Source organism: Achromobacter sp. (genome assembly GCF_057314935.1).
Window position 1 is genome coordinate 1 of sequence record NZ_DBHKZA010000092.1, and the last position, 18,258, is coordinate 18,258.

Annotated in this window: 19 protein-coding genes and 1 tRNA gene; 6 read left to right on the top strand and 14 right to left on the bottom strand. The window is 65.3% G+C overall.

Annotated elements, in window-relative coordinates:
• The first annotated feature begins 55 nt into the window (after positions 1-55).
• Positions 56-2,152, top strand: coding sequence for a PhoX family protein (locus tag ACO6D5_RS25450; RefSeq protein ID WP_485826906.1), 2,097 nt, complete (start codon positions 56-58; stop codon positions 2,150-2,152).
• Positions 2,153-2,161: 9 nt separating this feature from the next.
• Here ACO6D5_RS25450 and ACO6D5_RS25455 read toward each other — a convergent pair whose 3' ends face one another.
• The 13 genes from ACO6D5_RS25455 to ACO6D5_RS25515 all read right to left on the bottom strand — a co-directional run bounded on the left by ACO6D5_RS25455 (position 2,162) and on the right by ACO6D5_RS25515 (position 13,555).
• Positions 2,162-2,836, bottom strand: coding sequence for a lysozyme inhibitor LprI family protein (locus ACO6D5_RS25455; RefSeq protein WP_485826907.1), 675 nt, complete (start codon positions 2,834-2,836; stop codon positions 2,162-2,164).
• A 38-nt stretch (positions 2,837-2,874) separates the two neighbouring features.
• Complete coding sequence (locus tag ACO6D5_RS25460) at positions 2,875-3,921, bottom strand: hypothetical protein (protein ID WP_485826908.1); 1,047 nt, start codon at positions 3,919-3,921, stop codon at positions 2,875-2,877.
• 341 nt (positions 3,922-4,262) lie between these two features.
• A complete protein-coding gene (locus ACO6D5_RS25465) occupies positions 4,263-4,655 on the bottom strand; it encodes a DUF1801 domain-containing protein (RefSeq protein ID WP_315527166.1) in 393 nt (130 codons plus the stop codon).
• Between the two features lie 465 nt (positions 4,656-5,120).
• Positions 5,121-5,197: transfer RNA gene (locus tag ACO6D5_RS25470), tRNA-Pro, on the bottom strand.
• 188 nt (positions 5,198-5,385) lie between these two features.
• Complete coding sequence (gene ispB / locus ACO6D5_RS25475) at positions 5,386-6,351, bottom strand: octaprenyl diphosphate synthase (protein WP_485826909.1); 966 nt, start codon at positions 6,349-6,351, stop codon at positions 5,386-5,388.
• 155 nt (positions 6,352-6,506) lie between these two features.
• Positions 6,507-7,316 (bottom strand): transporter substrate-binding domain-containing protein, encoded by an 810-nt coding sequence (locus ACO6D5_RS25480; RefSeq protein WP_485826910.1) that lies wholly within the window; start codon positions 7,314-7,316, stop codon positions 6,507-6,509.
• A gap of 81 nt (positions 7,317-7,397) precedes the next feature.
• Positions 7,398-8,126, bottom strand: coding sequence for an amino acid ABC transporter ATP-binding protein (locus tag ACO6D5_RS25485; protein ID WP_485826911.1), 729 nt, complete (start codon positions 8,124-8,126; stop codon positions 7,398-7,400).
• Complete coding sequence (locus ACO6D5_RS25490) at positions 8,110-8,757, bottom strand: amino acid ABC transporter permease (RefSeq protein WP_485826912.1); 648 nt, start codon at positions 8,755-8,757, stop codon at positions 8,110-8,112. The genes ACO6D5_RS25485 and ACO6D5_RS25490 overlap by 17 nt, the downstream gene beginning before the upstream one ends.
• A 9-nt stretch (positions 8,758-8,766) precedes the next feature.
• Positions 8,767-9,450 (bottom strand): amino acid ABC transporter permease, encoded by a 684-nt coding sequence (locus ACO6D5_RS25495; protein WP_485826913.1) that lies wholly within the window; start codon positions 9,448-9,450, stop codon positions 8,767-8,769.
• Between the two features lie 123 nt (positions 9,451-9,573).
• Positions 9,574-10,338 carry an SDR family NAD(P)-dependent oxidoreductase gene (locus ACO6D5_RS25500; RefSeq protein ID WP_006224654.1) on the bottom strand — a complete coding sequence of 255 codons (765 nt, stop codon included), beginning with the start codon at positions 10,336-10,338 and terminating at the stop codon, positions 9,574-9,576.
• Between the two features lie 48 nt (positions 10,339-10,386).
• Entirely contained in the window at positions 10,387-11,454 is a 1,068-nt protein-coding gene (locus ACO6D5_RS25505) for a tagatose 1,6-diphosphate aldolase (protein WP_485826914.1), read from the bottom strand.
• Positions 11,451-12,383 carry a PfkB family carbohydrate kinase gene (locus tag ACO6D5_RS25510; protein ID WP_485826915.1) on the bottom strand — a complete coding sequence of 311 codons (933 nt, stop codon included), beginning with the start codon at positions 12,381-12,383 and terminating at the stop codon, positions 11,451-11,453. The genes ACO6D5_RS25505 and ACO6D5_RS25510 overlap by 4 nt, the downstream gene beginning before the upstream one ends.
• A complete protein-coding gene (locus ACO6D5_RS25515) occupies positions 12,380-13,555 on the bottom strand; it encodes a fumarylacetoacetate hydrolase family protein (protein WP_485826916.1) in 1,176 nt (391 codons plus the stop codon). The genes ACO6D5_RS25510 and ACO6D5_RS25515 overlap by 4 nt, the downstream gene beginning before the upstream one ends.
• Before the next feature lie 121 nt (positions 13,556-13,676).
• Between ACO6D5_RS25515 and ACO6D5_RS25520 the strand changes: the two genes are divergently transcribed.
• The 5 genes from ACO6D5_RS25520 (at position 13,677) to proB (ending at position 17,911) form a co-directional block, all read left to right on the top strand.
• Positions 13,677-14,435, top strand: coding sequence for an IclR family transcriptional regulator (locus ACO6D5_RS25520; protein ID WP_485826917.1), 759 nt, complete (start codon positions 13,677-13,679; stop codon positions 14,433-14,435).
• Between the two features lie 279 nt (positions 14,436-14,714).
• Entirely contained in the window at positions 14,715-15,026 is a 312-nt protein-coding gene (gene rplU, locus ACO6D5_RS25525) for a 50S ribosomal protein L21 (protein ID WP_006216228.1), read from the top strand.
• Positions 15,027-15,060: 34 nt separating this feature from the next.
• A complete protein-coding gene (gene rpmA, locus ACO6D5_RS25530) occupies positions 15,061-15,321 on the top strand; it encodes a 50S ribosomal protein L27 (RefSeq protein WP_006224659.1) in 261 nt (86 codons plus the stop codon).
• A 261-nt stretch (positions 15,322-15,582) separates the two neighbouring features.
• Complete coding sequence (gene obgE, locus ACO6D5_RS25535) at positions 15,583-16,719, top strand: GTPase ObgE (RefSeq protein WP_485826918.1); 1,137 nt, start codon at positions 15,583-15,585, stop codon at positions 16,717-16,719.
• Positions 16,720-16,774: 55 nt separating this feature from the next.
• The gene (proB, locus tag ACO6D5_RS25540; protein WP_485826919.1) at positions 16,775-17,911 is read left to right on the top strand and encodes a glutamate 5-kinase; all 1,137 of its coding nucleotides are present in this window, start codon (positions 16,775-16,777) and stop codon (positions 17,909-17,911) included.
• On the opposite strand, the gene ACO6D5_RS25545 is transcribed toward proB, so the two are convergent.
• Positions 17,834-18,258: helix-turn-helix domain-containing protein (locus ACO6D5_RS25545; protein WP_485826920.1), on the bottom strand; the 425-nt coding region annotated here is incomplete at its 5' end. The two genes, proB and ACO6D5_RS25545, sit on opposite strands and share 78 nt — an antisense overlap.

Genomic DNA, 18,258 nt, shown 5'->3' on the forward strand with positions numbered 1-18,258 from the left:
GGACTTCTAGCATTGCTCGTCCGATCAAGCCGCAGCCCTCGCGCCAGGAATCCCAATGAGCAAATCCATCTCCGACAAGACCGTCCGCAACCCTGGCCTGAACACGCCGTTCAGTGAAATCCTGGAAAAGAACCTGTCACGCCGCACGATGATGCGCGGCGGTCTGGCCGCCGCGTTCGCCACGATGACGAGCCTGGGCCTGGCCGGCTGTAACAGCAGCGATGACGATGACGACGCCGTCGGTGGTCCAAACCCCAACCCGAATCCGAATCCCGAAGTCCCCGGCACCGAACCACCGGCCCCCATCAAACTGGGCTTCGACTCCTTGCCCACCTCGATGACTGACGGCTGCGTGGTGCCCAACGGCTACGTCGCCCACGTCTTCGCACCCTGGGGCACGCCGCTGAACGACAACGCCCAGCCGTGGGACCAGAACGGCAACAACAGCTCGAACGACCTGTTGAACGCCATGGGCATGCACCACGATGGCATGCACTTTTTCCCGATCGAAGGCAGCTCCACCGAAGGCCTGCTGGCGGTCAACCACGAATACATCGACGAGAACGCCTTGCACCCCAACGGCCCGACGCTCGTCGCCGGCAAGCGTCCCGCCGAAGAAGTGCGCAAGGAAATCAACGCGCACGGCGTGGCCATCGTCCACGTGCGCCGCGCAAACGGCCGCTGGACCATCGTCAACAACTCGCGCTACAACCGCCGCTTCACCTCCGCCACTGCCATGAAGCTGGCCGGCCCCGTGGGCGGCACGGACTGGGTCAAGACCCCGTTCTCGCCCAACGGCACGCAAGTGCGCGGCACGAACAACAACTGCGGCAACGGCTACACGCCGTGGGGCACCTACATCACCGCCGAAGAGAACTGGGCGGCCTGCTTCGTGAATACCGGCACGCGGCCGGCGCACCAGCGCCGCGTCGGCGTGTCGGCAGGCCCCGCCGGCCGCTACCGTTGGGAAACCGCTATTGGCGACGCCACGGAAGTGCTGGGCGAATTCGCGCGCTTCAACGTCACGGAAACCGGCGCCAGCGCCACGCAAGATTGGCGCAATGAAGTCAATGGCTTCGGCTACCTGGTCGAGATCGACCCTTACGATCCGACCAGCATCGCCACCAAGCGCACGTCGATGGGCCGCTTCGCCCACGAAGGCTGCGCCTACAGCAAGCCCGAAGCCGGCAAGCCGCTGGCCTTCTACAGCGGCGACGATTCGCGCTTCGAATACGTATACCGCTTCGTGTCGGAAGCCGTGTGGGACCCGAAGGATGCCGACCGCACCGACCGCCTGGCCGTCGGCGCCAAATACCTGGACCGCGGCACGCTGTACGTCGCCCGCTTCAACGCGGACGGCACGGGCGAATGGCTGGCGCTGACCGGCGCCACCCAAGGCACCGGCGGGCGCACGCTGGCTGATGAATTCGGCAGCCTGGATGCCATCCTGATCAACACCCGCGGCGCGGCCGATTTCGTGGGCGCTACCCCGATGGACCGCCCCGAGTGGACGGCCACGCACCCCACCAACGGCGACATCTACCTGACGCTGACCAACAACACCAGCCGCAATGCCGCGACCGGCACCAACCCGCCCAACCCGCGCCTGAACAACGTCAACGGCCACATCATCCGCTGGCACGACGAAGCCGGCTCGACCAAGTTCGAATGGGACATCTTCGTCTTCGGTTCGGACGCCGGCGCCGACGCCGACACCAACCGCTCGGGCCTGACCGCGCTGAACCAGCTGGCCAGCCCCGACGGCCTGGGCTTCGACAGCCGCGGCATCCTGTGGATCCAGACCGACAACGGCATCGATGGCGGCCGCAACAACAACGTGGCCCGCGCCACCAACGACCAGATGCTGGCCGTGATTCCCGGATCGCTCGCCGACAGCACCGGCACGGGCCCGGCCGTCAACGCCTCCAACCAGGCCGACCTGCGCCGCTTCTTCGTCGGCCCCAACGAAGCCGAAATCACCGGCTTCGCCATCACGCCCGACCACACCAGCGTCTTCCTGAACATCCAGCACCCGGTGAACTGGCCGGCCTACGGCACGGACGACGCCACCGTCGCCTCCACGGCCACGGTACGCCCGCGTTCATCGACGGTGGTGATCCAACGTGCGGACGGAGGACCGATCGGCGTTTGATGCCTGGGGTCAGCGCACCGCGAACCAGTCGCCGTACAGGCTGCCGTTCATGCCGCAAAAGGGCGGGCCGAACCCGTCGTCCTTGGCACCGGCGGGCGGCACTTCGCGGACCACCAGGACTGCGCCGCGGCGCGTCAGCGTAAGCACCCAGGGCGCACCATCCTGATAGGTGACGCTCAGGGTGTCGCCCGAGACGACCGCGCTGCCGCTCAAATCGCAGACCCAACGGCCGTTATAGGGCTGGGCCGAGTTGGCCGACACGAACAGCTTGCCGTCGGCGGCCTGCGTGATCTCGATTTCACCTTCGATGTTTTTCCACTTGCCGACAAAGCCGGCAGGCGGCTGCGGATTGATGGCCTTCAGGAACCGCAGGCGGTAATCCATGCTGGTGGTGATCTCTTTGATCGGCGTGCTGCCCGAGAAGGGTTCCGCATAGATCTTGTCGCGCACACCCAGGAAATAACGCTGGTCGGCGGTCAGCGATTTGGCCGCGTCGGCGTCCAGCTTGCCGCGCACTGCGTTGTATTGCTGCGCGATGGCCGCATCCTGGCCGGCCAGCCGGGAATTCCCGCAAATGGACTTCTCGACCGGCGTGGCGGCTTTGGCGCAGTTGAATGAGGGCGCAGCGGCCGCAGCGCTGCTCGCGATGGCCAACGATGCTGCAAGGACCAAATGACGGATCATGCTGTGAAGTTCTCTAGATGGTGGGGACGGTCGACAGCTTACTTGCCAGTGCCTATCGACAGCGGCACGCCCCAGATCGGATCCTCCATCCCCTGTTTGCCCAACGGCGTGATCTGCATGGGTTGCAAGGTGGACAGCAGTTGCCGGTGCGCATCGCTCAGGTCGCGCCGCGCGATGAGCTTCTGGGTAAAGTCCATGGGCGCCGGACGCGTGTAGACGGTGAAGTCCTCCAGCGGGCACTCGATCTTCTTCGGATCGACCGCGCGGCAGGCCGACTGCTTGTACTGATAGCTGGGCGTCCTCATGTGCACACGCTGGCTCAGCACAAACTGGCCGCCCTTGAGCGTGAAACTGCCCAGCGCCAGCTTCGGGGCAAGGCGCGACGCCACCTTGATCGCGGGAATGTCCCGCGAGTCCGTTTGCTCGTAGTAGCCGGCGCGAGAGCCCTGCGTGGTTTCGGTGTATTGCTCTTCGCCCCAGCTGACGCAGGCGCCCGTCCCGCGATGCACTGCGGTGCAGACCGTGCGCGTCTTGAGCTGGGTGCCGGTGGTGCCCTCGTGCCAATTGGTCTCTTTGTAGTATTCGCGATAGAGCTCCGGCGACAGATACGCGGTGCCTTTGGCGCCACGGCCCGACCCTGCGGGACCGCTGCGCGCGCCCACCTGGTCCAGCAAGGCGTTCAGCTTGTAATCGTCACCGCCCGTCAGCAGGTATTTGCCGGGAGGCAGGATATGCACCTCGAACGCCTTGAACAGATACGTGGCGTCCTTGTCGCGTTGCAGCGCATTGTTCTGGAACTTGCGGCCGAAGGTGATGTTCGGCATCTGCTCATGCGTGAAGATCACATTGCCGGTCCATTTCATCATGGATTCCGCGTCGTTCAGCGTGGCATGCGGCATCACGTCGGCGACCAGCACCACCGCCATGTTCGACTTCAACGCCTTGTCGATCAGGTCCAGCAGCTGCGCATAGCGCGGATCATCCATGGTGCCCTCGCCGTATGAATTCTGCTGGGTCACGCATCCCGTCAAGGCCAGGGCAAGCGTCAGGGCGGAAAGGGCAACGCGCGGTCGCGGCAGCGTCATGGGATCGGTCCTTGGATGGGGCGGAGTCGGATGCGTGATCGCGCATCCTACTGACTTGGAATGACGCCGCAACCCCCAGATCGCGCGCAGAAACATGGTTCGGCCGGCGGCCTCGCTCACCTTTTGGCGTGCCCCCGCTTGCCTGCGCGGAGGGATGCCTGGCTGGGACCAAGCCGTGGCGCGGGCTGCGGTCATGCCGGGGGCCGCAGACCGCAGCATGCGGGCGCCGACCGCCCCATTGCCAGGGACGTAATTTATTGTTGCGAGTGTTTCGCACGCCCCGGCGATCAACGCTCCACGCGGGGCCTATGGGGTGCCTGCGCCGCGCTTGCTTCGACCCCTCACATCCGTTCACCCGGCAACTGGCTGGCCTGCCTGACCCAATCGCTGAATTGAACCTCGTCCAGGACATCGTCTTCCCGGATATCCAGGTAACGCGTGTCCTGGCTCTTGGACGCGCCCGGCGGCACGGGTTGCAGCGACTGCCCGCGGAAGAAGGCGACTTTGACGTATTTGGTGAAGCAATGAAGGCTGAGGAACCAGCCCTCGCCCTTCAAGCCGTAAAACGGCGAATTCCATTTGACGGCTTTATGCACGGCAGGAACGGTCTTCACGATCAGCGCGTCAAGCCGACGCCCCAGGTCGCGCTTCCAGCCCGGCATGGCCGCAATATAGGCTTGCACGGGGCCATCGCCCTCGCCTTTGGGAATTTGCGGGTTGCCGCCAGACAGCAGGACAGGTTCGGCAGGCTGAGCGCCGGGACGCTTCGCTGACTTGACGGCCCTCGCGGGATGTTTTTCTGCCACGGCATGACTCCGGACGCTGATAAGCGTCGAAAGTAAACCGAGGTCTCCTGAATGCCAAGTGGGCCATCAGCCGCGCCCGCGCGCACTCAAGCCGTCGTGGAGGGTTTCCTGGCGCGCCTTGACGTCCTTGACTACGATCGCGGCTCACGCCCGGTCTCAAGGCTTCGTCCTCGTGGCAAGCAATCCCCGCCAGTTCGCCCGCGTACCCGGCCTTCGTCTGGAGGATTGGACGGCCTGATTACCGGAAAACCAGCGGCGCGATTGGCGCATCGCCGATCCTACTGTCGCCAAACGCACACAAACCCCAAACGCAAAAAAGCCGGCCCGCTTGCGCGATACCGGCTTTCAGCTAAAAGTGTCGGGAAACACTTTCAAAAATTCGACCACATCAAGTGGTCGGGGCGAGAGGATTCGAACCTCCGACTCCTGCGTCCCGAACGCAGTACTCTACCAGGCTGAGCTACGCCCCGAGTCTTACTATCTAGGCATTTCTGCCTACCTGCTTGCTCGGCTACGCTCAGTGCAACCAAACATCTTGCTGTCTTTCGCTTGCTGCTTTTCGCTATCAACAGCGACCGCTATTAGAACCCAAATTCAGTTTTTTTGAAAATCGGGCTTTTCAACCTCGTTTTTCAATCACCCGAATCAGGTTTCCGCGCTAGCGATCTCTATTCACCGCGAAAGCGCAGAATTCTAGCAGAGAATTCAAGAAAGGGGAAGCGGGGTAGGCGGACAGGGCTTCGCGGGCCCGATCGGCTTCGGCGACCGCGGCCAGACGCGCGTGTTCCAGCGCGTCGGTAGCCTGGATGGCGGCGGCCACGGCGGCGAAGTCGGCGTCGCCCGTCTTGATGGCCTCGCGGATCAGTTGCTGCTGCTCGGCCGTGCCCACTTCCATCACGCGGATCAGCGGCAGGGTCGGCTTGCCTTCGCGCAGGTCGTCGCCCACGTTCTTGCCCAGAGCTGCGGCGTCGCCGCTGTAGTCCAGCACGTCGTCCACCAGCTGGAAGGCCGTGCCGACATGGCGGCCGTAGGCGGCCGCGGCGGCTTCCTGGTCGGGCGTCGCGCCCGCCAGGATGGCGCCGACTTGGGCAGCGGCTTCGAACAGCTTGGCGGTCTTGTAGCGCACCACTTGCAGGTAGCGCTCTTGCGAGACGTCCGGGTCGTGCACGTTCAACAGCTGCAGCACCTCGCCCTCGGCGATCACCGTGGTGGCCTGCGACAGGATGCTCATGATGCGCATCGAGTCGGCCTCGACCATCATCTCGAACGAACGGGAATACAGGTAGTCGCCCACCAGGACGCTGGCGGCGTTGCCGAACACGGCGTTGGCGGTGTCGCGGCCGCGGCGCAGGTCGGATTCGTCGACCACGTCGTCATGCAGCAAGGTGGCGGTGTGGATGAATTCCACGACGGCGGCCAGCAGCTGGTGGTGCGTCCCTTCGTACCCCAAGGCGCGCGCCACCATCAACACCATGGCCGGGCGCATGCGCTTGCCGCCCGCGCCAATGATGTAGTCGCCAATCGTGCGGATCAGGACCACATCGGAATTCAGCCGATCGCGGATGACCGCGTCGACAGCCTTCATATCGTCAGCAATGGGGGCAATAAGCGCGGGGAGATTCAAGACGTATCCGACAAGTGAAACGAGCCGCGTGGGGGCTCTTACCGCTGGGCCCGCCACGTGCGGCGGGGGATTCGACCAGCGATTATACGGGGTGTTACGGGCGGCAGGCGGGGGCAGCCCCCCCGCAACCAGCGGCGTCCCGCCTGCCTGTCCCCTTATTCGGCCGCCAGCTTGCCCGGATCGATGTCCACCCCGTGATAACGCTTGTAGATCTCGACCAGTTTGCCGTTGGCCAGGTTCTTCTTGACCCAGTCGTCCAGCCAGGCCTGCAGCTTGGGCTCCTGCTTGCGCAGCGCAATGGCCAGCGGGAAGGACTTCATGACGAACTTGGTTTGCAGATCCGCCTTGGGATCGGTCTTTTTCAGCTGGGTGATCAAAGGCATGGATGACGCATACACCTGCAACTGCCCGCTGCTGATGGCGGCGGTGGAGGTAGGATCGTCATCAAAGCGCACCACTTTGACGTTGGGCACGCTGGCCACGCCGCGCGTCAGTTCCTGGTCGTTGACCGTGCCGCGGGTCACCGCCACCGACTTGCCCGACAGGTCCGCATACGACTTGATATCCATGGCGGCGGGCGCGGCCACGATGGATTGCAGCTCGGCGTACGGCGTGCTGTAGTCGATCACCTTCTTGCGCTCATCGGTGATGGACAGGGCCGACACGACAATGTCCGCCTTCTTGGACAGCAGGTACTGCACGCGGTTGGGCGCCGTGACCTGGACGATTTCCAGCTCCACGCCCATATCCTTGGCCAGCAGGCGGGCCGTTTCCACGTCGGAACCCACCGGCTTGAAGTTGGCGTCCATCATGCCGTGGGGCGGATTGCCCACGTCGATGGCCACCAGGATCTTTTTGCGTTGCTGGATCGTGTCCAGCGTGTCCGCCACCGCGGACTGCGCGGCCACCGCAAGGGCCAAGCCCGCGGTCACCCCGAACAACAGGTTTTTCAGCTTGAAGGACATGCTTGTCTCCTGGTCGAATGATCGACATCTCGTTGTTGTGCGCGGCCCGACGCCAGGCCGCGGGTGCTGCGTTTGAATGGCTTACAGTCCCGACCCGACGAAGCTTCTCAACTCCGGCGTGGCGGGTTGGCGCAGGATGTCGCGCGACCCTGATTCGTGGATCTGGCCCTTGTGCATGAAGATGACCTGATCGGCGATGCGCGCGGCGAACGCCATTTCGTGCGTCACCAGCAGCATCGTCATGCCCTGGCGCGCCAGTTCCTCGATGGTCTTCAGCACTTCGCCCGTCAACTCGGGATCCAGCGCGGAGGTGACTTCGTCGAACAGCATCACCTGGGGCTGCATCGCCAGCGACCGCGCGATCGCCACCCGCTGCTGCTGTCCGCCGGACAACTGTTCCGGGTAGGCCGAGATCTTTTCTTCCAGCCCGACCTGCGCCAGTACCTTGCGCGCCAGTTCGCGCGCCGTCTTGCGGTCGGTCTTCTTGACCCAGCGCGGCGCCAGCGTGATGTTCTGCTCGACGGTCAGATGCGGGAACAGGTTGTAGCTCTGGAACACGATGCCGACATCCTGGCGCAGGCGCCGCAAGTCGGTGCCCTGGTCGCTGACGCGATGGCCGCACACGACAATTTCGCCTTGGTCGATGGATTCAAGCCGGTCGATGCAGCGCAGCGCCGTGCTCTTGCCCGACCCGCTTTTGCCGATCAGGGCAACCACCTGCCCCTTCGCGACGTCGAAATTCACGCCATTGAGCACCGGCGTTTCGCCAAAGCGCTTGTGGACATTCTGGAAACTAACGATGGGCGACATTCAATCTCCTTTCCAGGCGGCGGCTCCACCACGACAGCGGGAAGCACAGGCAGAAGTACAGCGCCGCGATGATCATGTAGGTCGTAAACGGCTGAAACGTCGAGTTGTTGATCATCTTGCCGATGTACGTCATCTCGGCCATTCCGATGACGGAGGCGATCGACGTATTCTTGATGATCTGCACCATGAACCCGACCGTGGGCGGGGTGGCGATGCGCAAGGCCTGCGGCAACACCACCAGCCACAGGCGCTGGGTGCGCGACAGCGCCAGGCAATCGGCCGCCTCCCACTGGGTGCGCGACACGGCTTGCAGGCAGCCGCGCCAGATCTCGCCCAGATAGGCGGCGGAAAACAAGGTGATGCCGATGGACGCGGCCACGATGGGCGGCACTTCAAGCCCCACGATCGGCAGGCCGAAGTACAGGACGAACATCACGATCAGCAGCGGCGTGCCCTGGATCAGCTTGACGTAGCAGCTGGCCAGCCAGGCCACGGGCGCGCTGCGCGAAATGCGGCCCAGCGCCACGACGAACCCCAGCGAACCCCCAACGATGAAGCCGATGAGCGACAAGCCCACCGTCCACATCATGCCGTTGAGCAACGCGGCGAAATGCGCGGATGAAATCCCCATGCCGCGCTCCTAGAGGCTCGTGCCCAGACGGCGCAGGCGCGGGAACACCAGCTGCCCTACCGCCCAGAACAGGCCGCGCATCACGAACGACAGCGCCAGGTAGATCACCGCCACCACCAGGAACACCTCAAAGGACCGGAAGGTGTCGGACTGGATGCGGCTGGCGATGCCGGTCAGCTCTTCGGCAGAGATCTGCGACGCGATGCTGGTGCCCAGCATCAGCAGCACATACTGGCTGGCCAGCGCGGGATAGACCTTTTCGATCGCCGGCGGCAGGATCACCTTCAGCACCACCTGCCAGCGCGCCAGCCCCAGGCAATCGGCGGCTTCCGCCTGCCCCTTGTGGATGGACTCGATGCCGGCGCGGATGATCTCGCTGGAATAGGCGCCGATATTGATCGTCAACCCAATCACTGCGGATGCGGTCACCGAAAACTTCAAACCGATGGAGGCCAGGCCGAAGAACACCACGAACAGCTGCACCAGCAGCGGCGTGTTGCGGATCACTTCCACGTACACCGCCACCAGCGCACGCAGCCACGCCGAACGCGAGGTGCTGCCCACCGCGCACAGCGTGCCCAGAAGAAAACCCAGGATCGTCGCGAAGACGGACAGTTCCGCCGTCATCAACGCGCCTTCCATCAGCATGGGCCAGTACTGCCCCAGAAAGCTGAAATCGAAGTCGTAGTTCATGTCTCTCTTTCTATTTTTGTCGCCGATCTTTGCGGCAATCCAGCGCGCCGCGCGCCATGCGCGGTCACGCCGGCGGGGCGCGCCGTCTATCGAGCGCGTCCCCGCCTGTCCCGCCGGTATCGCCTACGCCATGAATTGCCCGCCGTTGACTTCCAGCACCTGGCCCGTGATGTAACCGCTCATCTTGTCGGAGGCGAAAAACACGTAGGCGCCCACGCACTCTTCGGGCTCGCCGATGTAGGCCATGGGAATCGTCTTGCGCATGTTCTCCAGGATCTCCGGCGTGGAGTAGCGCTCGTGGAACGGCGTGGAGATCACGCCTGGCGACACGCCATTGACGCGGATCTTGGAGCCGGCCAGCTCCTTGGCCAGGTTGCGGGTGGCGTTCAACACGAAGGCCTTGGCGCCCGCGTACAGCAGTGCGCCCGGACCGCCGCCGTTGCGCGCGGCCACCGAACTGGTGTTGATGATGCTGCCGCGGCCGGCCTCGCGCATGTGGCGCGCAGCCGCTTGCGAGGCCATCACGACCGAGCGCACGTTCAGGTCCAGCACCGCGTCATAGGTGTCGTCGTCGATCTGGTCCAGCGGGACGCGCTTGACCAACGCGCCGGCGTTGTTGACCAGCACGTCCAGCCCGCCCAGCTTTTCGGCAGCCTCGTCAACCACGCGGGTCGCTTCGGCCGACTTGCTGACGTCGCCGCCCACCAGGTGGCAGACGCCGCCTGCGGCCTTGATGTGCGCAGCCACGGCCTCGGCCTGTTCACGGCTGGCGTTGTAGTGCACGGCCACGGCCGCGCCCAGGCGGGCGTAACCCACGGCAACGGCGGCGCCGATGCCGGTGCTGGAGCCCGTGACGAGGATGCGGCGGCCTTTCAGATCATCAATCATTGCTGTTTCCTTGCGTATCTTGTGGTTCAGTGCGATGGGCCTGGACGATCAGGCGCGTTTGGCGATGGCGGGATAGGCGGACGGGAACGAGAAGCCGCCCGCTTCCAGCGCCGGCCCTTGTTGGCCGTACAGCGGCGCGTTGTGCCAGGGCGTGGCCATCTGGTCCGTCATGCGGTTGATCTGTTCCATATAGCCCACGCCTTCCTTGCCCAGCTGGCCCTCCATGGCCGCCAGATCGGGGTACTGGTTCAGGAACGCCTGCCACCAGATGGCGCGGCCGGCCAGGAAACCGCTGGCGCCCGCCTTGAAGGCGTAATGCAGCACGCGGCGGAACTCTTCCATGCCCGCGCCGGCGGACAGCATCACCCAGGGCTTGTCGATCAGCTGCCCCATGCGGTTGAACCATTCCTGCGCGTCGGCGACCGCGTTGCCGCCGGCCTCGGGTTCGGGCAGGTGATTGGCCGCCAGCGGGCTTTCCAGCTTGTAGATATCCACGCCGTACTTGGGGTCGGCGAAATCGCGCACGCTTTGCAGCACCAGCTCGGGACGCTTGTCCTTGTGCTCGATGTAATCGGTCGTGTGGTCGGCGGCGCCTGCGAACGGGTACACCAGCAGTTCCAGCAGGAACGCCAGGTCATATTGCTTGCACGCCTGGCCCACTTCCTCCACCAGCTTGTGCTGATGCGCACGCACCTCGGCCGACACGTCCGGGCGATACCACAGCAGGAGCTTCACGCCGTCGGCGCCGGCGCGCTTGATCTTCTCGACGCTCCAGTCGCGCATGATGAAGGTCTTCCTGCCTTCGGGGGATTCTTCAAAGGCAAAATCTTCCAGCGTCAGCAGCAGGCCGGGCGCGGCCGGCAGCGCGTCGAACGATTGGCTGTAGCCGTAGTCGGGATCGATCAGCACGGCGCTGCTCTGCCCGCCCAGCGCCTTGACCAGCGAGCGCTTCACGCTGCCCACCCGCTCGTAGGTGGCGCTGTCGGCGCCCAGCTTTTGATTGATGGCCTTGATGATCGGGGGACGCTGGTCCGCCGCCATCATTTTGAATCTGCCGTTGGCATCCGCCAGACGACGCAGGGCACGGAACTTTCCGGCCGACAACGAACCGCTCATGAATACTCCTTGCATGCGCCTTCGGCGCGGTGATGATGGGCAAATGCTTCCAATTCGGCGACGGTGGGGATGCTGGCCCCGCCGCCCCAGCGCGCGCACTTGGCGGCAGCGACCAGATTGGCGTAGCGGGCGCATTCGCGCGCGTCCCGCCCCTGGGCCAGCGCCAGCGCGTACGCGCCGTGAAACACATCGCCGGCGGCCAGGGTGTCCAGCACGCGCACCTTGACGCCGGGTTCTTCGTGATAGCCCTCGGCGTCGACCCAGGCGCAGCCCTGCTCGCCCCGAGTCACGCCAACGACCGCATGGCCGCCGCGTCCGAATACGGCGCGCAGGCCCTGCTCCGCCGACAGGTCGCCCACGGCCTGGGCCAGCGCCGGTTCGGAAAACAGCACATGGGTGGCCAGCGGCACCAGGTCGGCCAGTGCCTGCGGGTCGGACGTCAGGTCGGCGTCCAGCACCGACGGCACGCCGGCCTGGCGGGCGGCTGCCAGCACGGCGCGTGATGCCGCCGGCCAGCGCACGTCCGCCAGCACGGCGTCGTGCCGGGCCACATCATTGAGCGGCAGCCAGGCGGCGTCGGCATCCAGCGCCGGGTCGGCAAACACCCACAGCATGCGTTCGCCGTCGGGGGTCACACCCACGGCGGACGTGCCCGACCGCGCACCCGCCACGCGGCGCACGCGGCTGGCGTCCACGCCGTTGCCCGCCAGCTCGGCCACGATGCGGTCGCCCTGCATGTCGCCGCCCACCCGCGCCCACAACGTGGCGCGGCCACCCTGGCGCGCCACGGTGATGGAGCCGTTGGCGGCAGGCCCGCCGACGCAGGCGGAGAAATCATTGGCGAAAATCTTGGTCGGCCGCGCGGGGAACTGGCCCAACGCGAAAATCTGGTCGTACACGGCGACGCCCACGCACAGGACGCCGCTCATGCCGCCGGCCCTTCCGGGTACAGGCCCCGCTCGGCCAGATTGCCGTACAGCGCGCGCACCCCGAAGGTCCAGGGCGCGATCTCGGTGGACAGCTGCACCTCATTGACCAACGCCCCGATGCGCTCGGAGGCGATCACGACGCGGTCGCCCAGCTTGTGCGTGAATCCCGTGCCCGGGCCCTTGCGGTCCTGGCTGGGCGAGAACATCGTGCCCAGGAACAGCATGAAGCCGTCGGGATACTGGTGGTGCGCGCCGCAGGCCTGGCGCACCAGGTCCAGCGGGTCGCGGCTGATTTCGCGCATGTGGCTCACGCCGTCCAGCTCGAAACCGTCCGTGCCCTCGATGCGCAGCGACACGTCGGCCTGGCGCACGCTATCCATATTGAAGTCGCCGTCGAACAGCCGGATGAAGGGGCCGATGGCGCAGGATCCGTTGTTGTCCTTGGCCTTGGTCAGCAGCAAGGCGCTGCGGCCTTCGATGTCGCGCAGGTTGACGTCGTTGCCCAGCGTGGCGCCCACGACGTCGCCGCGGCTGTCCACCGCCAGCACGATTTCGGGTTCGGGGTTGTTCCACTGCGATTCGGGCAGCACGCCGATCTGCGCGCCAAACCCGACGGACGCCATGGCCGGCGTCTTCGAGAAGACTTCGGCATCCGGGCCGATGCCGACTTCCAGGTACTGGGACCACTGGCCGCGTTCGACCAGTTCCGTCTTCAGCTTGGCGGCCTCGGGGGAACCTGGCCGCAGCCGCGACAGATCCGACCCGATCAGCGCCTGCATCCGCACGCGGATCTCATCGGCGCGGCTGGCGTCGCCGCCGGCCTCTTCTTCGATCATGCGCTCCAGCAGGCTGATGGCGAACGTGACGCCGGCCGCCTTGATGGGTTGCAGATCGCAGGGGGCCAGCAGGCGCGGCCCGTTGCTGTGCTGCAGGGAGGCGGCCATCAGGTCCCGCACATCGCCCAGCGACTCCCCTTGCGCGCTGCGAGCCAGCGCCACGCGGTCAGGGCGATCCAGCAGATCCGAGACGGTGGGCGTCACGGCGGTGATGTCGAAGACCTCGCCATTGCGCACCACCACCACGCTGGGACCGTTGACCGGCCCCGGACGCCATACCCGACCCACGAGCAACGCCCGCGGCAGGTCGGAAGGCAGTGTGTTTCCTTCGTTCATTTGTCTCCTCGCTTTATGCCTTCTGTGCGGCATTCAAGTGATGTGCGACGAGTCTAGGGGAATTCATTTATCATGTCCAACATTATGAATAAGAGTCCAACCCATTGGACAAAAGGGATCAATGGCCACTGAATATGACGTCCCCGCCATCCGGCGCGCGCATGAAATCCTGCGGGTGCTCGCCGCCAGCCGGACTCCGGTCAAGGCTGCCGACCTGGCCCAGGCCTGCCAGTTGGCCAAAAGCACGCTGTACCTGCTGCTGGACTGCCTGGAGCACCGGCGCTGGATCGAACGCAAGGACGGCGGCTACATCGTGGGCATCGAACTGATGGCGCTGGGCTTTGCCTACCTGCGCCACGACGGCCTGCAAACCGCCTTCCACGAAGCGGCCAGCGATTTCGTGGCGCGCTGCAACGAGGTCGTGCAACTGGCCGTGCTGGACGGCTTCGACGTGGTCTATATCGCCCGCGAAGACGCCCGCCGCCCCGTCCGGCTGGTGTCGGAATTGGGCATGCGCCTGCCCGCCCACGCCTGCGCGCTGGGCAAGGCCCTGCTGGCCAACCTGGATGCCGACGCCCTGGCCGCCTGCGTGCCGGCGGAGTTGCCGCGCGTCACCGACCGCACGCTGGCCACCCGCGAGGCGCTCTACCAGGAACTGGATCTGGTGCGCCAGATGGGGCTGGGCCAGGATCTTGAGGAAGTGGCGACGGGTCTGGTCTGCTACGCGGCCTATATCGGCGTGACGCCCTTGGGCAAACGGGTGGCGGTCAGCACGTCGATCCCCACCGACCGCCTGGACGACGCCCACCGGCGCGACGTGATGGAAGGCATCCGCCAGGTGGCGCGCGACATCGCGCTGCGGGTGATTCCTGCGGCCTGAAGCCTGGGCGCCACACCTAAGCCCTTAGCCTGCAACGGCTTTTTGACTTTTGAAAAGTCCCGGGCTAATATCCTGGATTCGGTCAGCAATGCTCGAATTACGTCGGTTGTTCGCGTAAACCCTCTGGGTACTTTTCAAGCACGCTTGAAAGCACATAGGCGCTTTTCTTCCTGCCAGGTTCTGGCAAGAAGACATGAAAGCGCTCTTTCCAGGGCGGCAATCCCACCCAGCAGGGCGGGTCGCGCGGATAGACCCATTTACCTATTTAAGGAACACCCCATGTACGCGGTCGTAAAAACCGGTGGCAAGCAGTATCGCGTTGCCGCTGGCGAAAAACTCAAGATAGAACAGATACCGGCAGACATTGGGCAAGAAATCACCCTGGACCAAGTGCTGTCCGTGGGCGAAGGCGACCAACTGAAAGTTGGCACGCCCCTCGTCTCCGGCGCTGTGGTCAAGGCAACGGTTCTTGCGCAAGGCCGCCACGACAAGGTCAAGATCTTCAAGATGCGCCGTCGCAAGCACTATCAGAAGCGTCAGGGCCACCGTCAGAACTACACCGAAATCCGCATCGAAGCCATCACGGCTTAAGAAGCGACTCGGTACCACTTAGCAGGAGCTAAACATGGCACAGAAAAAGGGCGGCGGCTCTACGCGAAACGGACGCGACTCAGAATCAAAGCGTCTGGGCGTCAAGACCTTCGGCGGTGAACTGATTCCCGCTGGTTCGATCATCGTGCGTCAGCGCGGTACGCGCTTCCACGCTGGCGTGAACGTCGGCATGGGCAAGGACCACACCCTGTTCGCGCTGGTCGACGGCAAGGTTCAATTCGGCTTCAAGGGCGCATTGAACAAGCAGACCGTTTCGATCATCGCTGCCGAGTAATCGGACAAGCACGGTCAGGGTACGCAGCTCATCGCGTACCCGAACGGCAAAAGCCCTGTCGCATGCGGCAGGGCTTTTTTGTCGTCGGGCCGCCCCAAGACAAAAGCGCCCCCTTGGGGGGTAGCAAGCACACGAAGTGTGTGCAGCGTGGGGGGCTTTTTTGTTTTAAGGCAATGGGACGAGTAGTAAACTCTTCCTTGCCCCCCTGGCAGCGCCCCATGACGGGCCGCTGCCCTATTACCCACTACACGCGCAAACACCATGAAATTCGTAGACGAAGCCACCATTGAAGTGGTCGCCGGCAAAGGCGGCAATGGCGTGGCGAGCTTTCGCCGCGAAAAGTTCATCCCCAAAGGCGGCCCGGACGGCGGCGACGGCGGACGCGGCGGCACCATCTATGCGGTAGCCGACCGCAACATCAACACGCTGATCGACTTCCGCTATGCGCGCCTGCACCGCGCAAAGGGCGGCGAGAACGGCCGCGGCTCCGACCAGTACGGCGCAGCCGCCCCGGACATCACCTTGCGCGTGCCGGTGGGCACGGTCATCCATGACGCCGAAACCGGCGAAGTCCTGTTCGACCTGGACACGCACGAGCAGAAAGTCGTGCTGGCCGCCGGCGGCCAGGGCGGCATGGGCAACATCCACTTCAAGTCCAGCTTGAACCGCGCGCCCCGCCAGTGGACGCCCGGCAAGGAAGGCGAACACCGCTACCTGCGCATGGAACTGAAGGTGCTGGCCGACGTGGGCCTGCTGGGCCTGCCGAACGCCGGCAAGTCCACGCTGATCACCCGCATCTCGAATGCGAAGCCGAAGATCGCGGACTACCCGTTCACCACGCTGCACCCCAACCTGGGCGTCGTGCGCACCTCGCCGTCGCGCAGCTTCGTCGTGGCCGACATTCCCGGCCTGATCGAAGGCGCCTCCGAAGGCGCGGGCCTGGGCCACTTGTTCCTCCGCCACCTGGCGCGCACCCGCGTGCTGCTGCACCTGGTGGACGTGTCCACGCCCGATCCGGACGCCGACCCCGTCGAGCAAGCCGTGGTCGACGCGCGCGCCATCGTTGAAGAACTGCGCCGCTACGACCCGGAACTGGCCGAAAAGCCGCGCTGGCTGGTCCTGAACAAGCTGGACATGGTGCCGGACCCCGAAGACACCAAGCGCCGCTTCCTGGAGCTCTATGACTGGAAGGGCCCCGTGTTCGCCATTTCCGGCCTGACGGGCGAAGGCACGCAGGACCTGCTGTACGCGCTGCAAGACTACCTGGACGCCGAGCGCGAAAAGGAATACGTGTCGCGCGACCAGGCGGACGGCACCTACGTGGCGCCGGACCCCCGCTTCGACGACACCCGCACGGATGCCGACAAGCCCGCCGCGCCGCGCCCCGGCGACGAATAAGCCATAATCGCAGTCCTTACGATTACGTCTTTTTTCGCCGCAGCCGGCGCCCATCATGTCTGCTGAAACACCTGCCGTTTCCGTCGTCACCCACGCCCAGCGCCTCGTCGCCAAAGTCGGCTCGTCGCTGGTCACCAACGAAGGCCGAGGCCTGGACCGCGCCGCCGTCGCGCACTGGGCCGCGCAGATCGCCGCCCTGCACAAGCAGGGCAAGCAGATCGTGCTGGTCTCCAGCGGCGCCATCGCGGAAGGCATGGCCCGGCTGGGTTGGCGCAAGCGCCCGTCCGTCATGCACGAACTGCAGGCGGCCGCGGCGGTAGGCCAGATGGGCCTGTGCCAGGCCTACGAAGCGGCGTTCGCCGAATACGGCCTGCGCACCGCGCAGATCCTGCTGACCCACGAAGACCTGGCCGACCGCCACCGCTACCTCAACGCCCGCAGCACGCTGTTCGCGCTGCTGCGCCTGGGCGTGGTGCCGATCGTCAACGAAAACGACACCGTCGTCACGGACGAGATCCGACTGGGCGACAACGACACGCTGGGCGCACTGGTCACCAACCTGATCGAAGCCGACACGCTGATCATCCTGACCGATCAGCGCGGCCTGTACGACTCCGATCCCCGCAAGAACCCGCAAGCCAGGTTCATGTCGCACGCGCAAGCCGGCGACCCGTCCCTGGAAGCCATGGCCGGCGGCGCCGGCAGCGGCATCGGCACCGGCGGCATGCTGACCAAGGTGCTGGCGGCCAAACGCGCGGCGCACAGCGGCGCGCACACCGTCATCGCCTCGGGCCGCGAACGCAACGTGCTGACGCGCCTGGCCCAGGGCGAATGCATCGGCAGTGAATTGCGCGCCGTGCTGCCCGTGTGGTCCGCCCGCAAGCAGTGGCTGGCCGACCACCTGCGGCTGCGCGGCCGCGTCGTGCTGGACGACGGCGCCGTGCAGGCGCTGCTGCGCGAAGGCAAGAGCCTGCTGCCCATCGGCGTGACGGAAGTGGAAGGCGAGTTCGGCCGGGGCGACGTCGTCGCGTGCGTGGACAGCCAGGGTCGCGAATGCGCCCGCGGCCTGATCAACTATTCGTCCGTGGATACGCGACGCATCCTGCGCCAGCCCTCATCCCAGATCGCCCGCATCCTGGGCAGCATGACCGACCCCGAGCTGATGCATCGGGACAACCTGGTCGTGCTCTAAGCCCTTTCCGCACGGGGCATTGCTCGCGGGGTCCCAGCCCTGCGTCTTGGTGCCCGGGTCGTGCTGCAGGAAGATGTAGCCCCACCCGCGCACGGCCAGCACCGGCAGTTCGATATCCAGGCGGCGCGCCTTGCTGCGCAGCCGCGACACCAGCACGTCCACGCTGCGTGCCCCCTCTTGCGGATTGCCTGGAAAGAACCGTTCGCGCCGCAGGCATTGGCCGGGCGCATTCAACAGGCGGATAAAAAAAACACGCTCGGTCACGGTGAGCGGCAGCCGCTCGCCAGCCGGCCCGGACAGCACCCGTTCGCGGCCCTGCACCCGCCATGCCGGCCCATCGGTAGCCG

What these genes read in the sequence shown, in the direction of transcription:
- ACO6D5_RS25450 (WP_485826906.1), top strand. Translation starts at nt 56, where the DNA reads ATGAGCAAATCCATCTCCGACAAGACCGTCCGCAACCCTGGCCTGAAC.
- ACO6D5_RS25455 (WP_485826907.1), bottom strand. Translation starts at nt 2,836, where the DNA reads ATGATCCGTCATTTGGTCCTTGCAGCATCGTTGGCCATCGCGAGCAGC.
- ACO6D5_RS25460 (WP_485826908.1), bottom strand. Translation starts at nt 3,921, where the DNA reads ATGACGCTGCCGCGACCGCGCGTTGCCCTTTCCGCCCTGACGCTTGCC.
- ACO6D5_RS25480 (WP_485826910.1), bottom strand. Translation starts at nt 7,316, where the DNA reads ATGTCCTTCAAGCTGAAAAACCTGTTGTTCGGGGTGACCGCGGGCTTG.
- ACO6D5_RS25485 (WP_485826911.1), bottom strand. Translation starts at nt 8,126, where the DNA reads ATGTCGCCCATCGTTAGTTTCCAGAATGTCCACAAGCGCTTTGGCGAA.
- ACO6D5_RS25490 (WP_485826912.1), bottom strand. Translation starts at nt 8,757, where the DNA reads ATGGGGATTTCATCCGCGCATTTCGCCGCGTTGCTCAACGGCATGATG.
- ACO6D5_RS25495 (WP_485826913.1), bottom strand. Translation starts at nt 9,450, where the DNA reads ATGAACTACGACTTCGATTTCAGCTTTCTGGGGCAGTACTGGCCCATG.
- ACO6D5_RS25500 (WP_006224654.1), bottom strand. Translation starts at nt 10,338, where the DNA reads ATGATTGATGATCTGAAAGGCCGCCGCATCCTCGTCACGGGCTCCAGC.
- ACO6D5_RS25505 (WP_485826914.1), bottom strand. Translation starts at nt 11,454, where the DNA reads ATGAGCGGTTCGTTGTCGGCCGGAAAGTTCCGTGCCCTGCGTCGTCTG.
- ACO6D5_RS25510 (WP_485826915.1), bottom strand. Translation starts at nt 12,383, where the DNA reads ATGAGCGGCGTCCTGTGCGTGGGCGTCGCCGTGTACGACCAGATTTTC.
- ACO6D5_RS25515 (WP_485826916.1), bottom strand. Translation starts at nt 13,555, where the DNA reads ATGAACGAAGGAAACACACTGCCTTCCGACCTGCCGCGGGCGTTGCTC.
- ACO6D5_RS25520 (WP_485826917.1), top strand. Translation starts at nt 13,677, where the DNA reads ATGGCCACTGAATATGACGTCCCCGCCATCCGGCGCGCGCATGAAATC.
- rplU (WP_006216228.1), top strand. Translation starts at nt 14,715, where the DNA reads ATGTACGCGGTCGTAAAAACCGGTGGCAAGCAGTATCGCGTTGCCGCT.
- rpmA (WP_006224659.1), top strand. Translation starts at nt 15,061, where the DNA reads ATGGCACAGAAAAAGGGCGGCGGCTCTACGCGAAACGGACGCGACTCA.
- obgE (WP_485826918.1), top strand. Translation starts at nt 15,583, where the DNA reads ATGAAATTCGTAGACGAAGCCACCATTGAAGTGGTCGCCGGCAAAGGC.
- proB (WP_485826919.1), top strand. Translation starts at nt 16,775, where the DNA reads ATGTCTGCTGAAACACCTGCCGTTTCCGTCGTCACCCACGCCCAGCGC.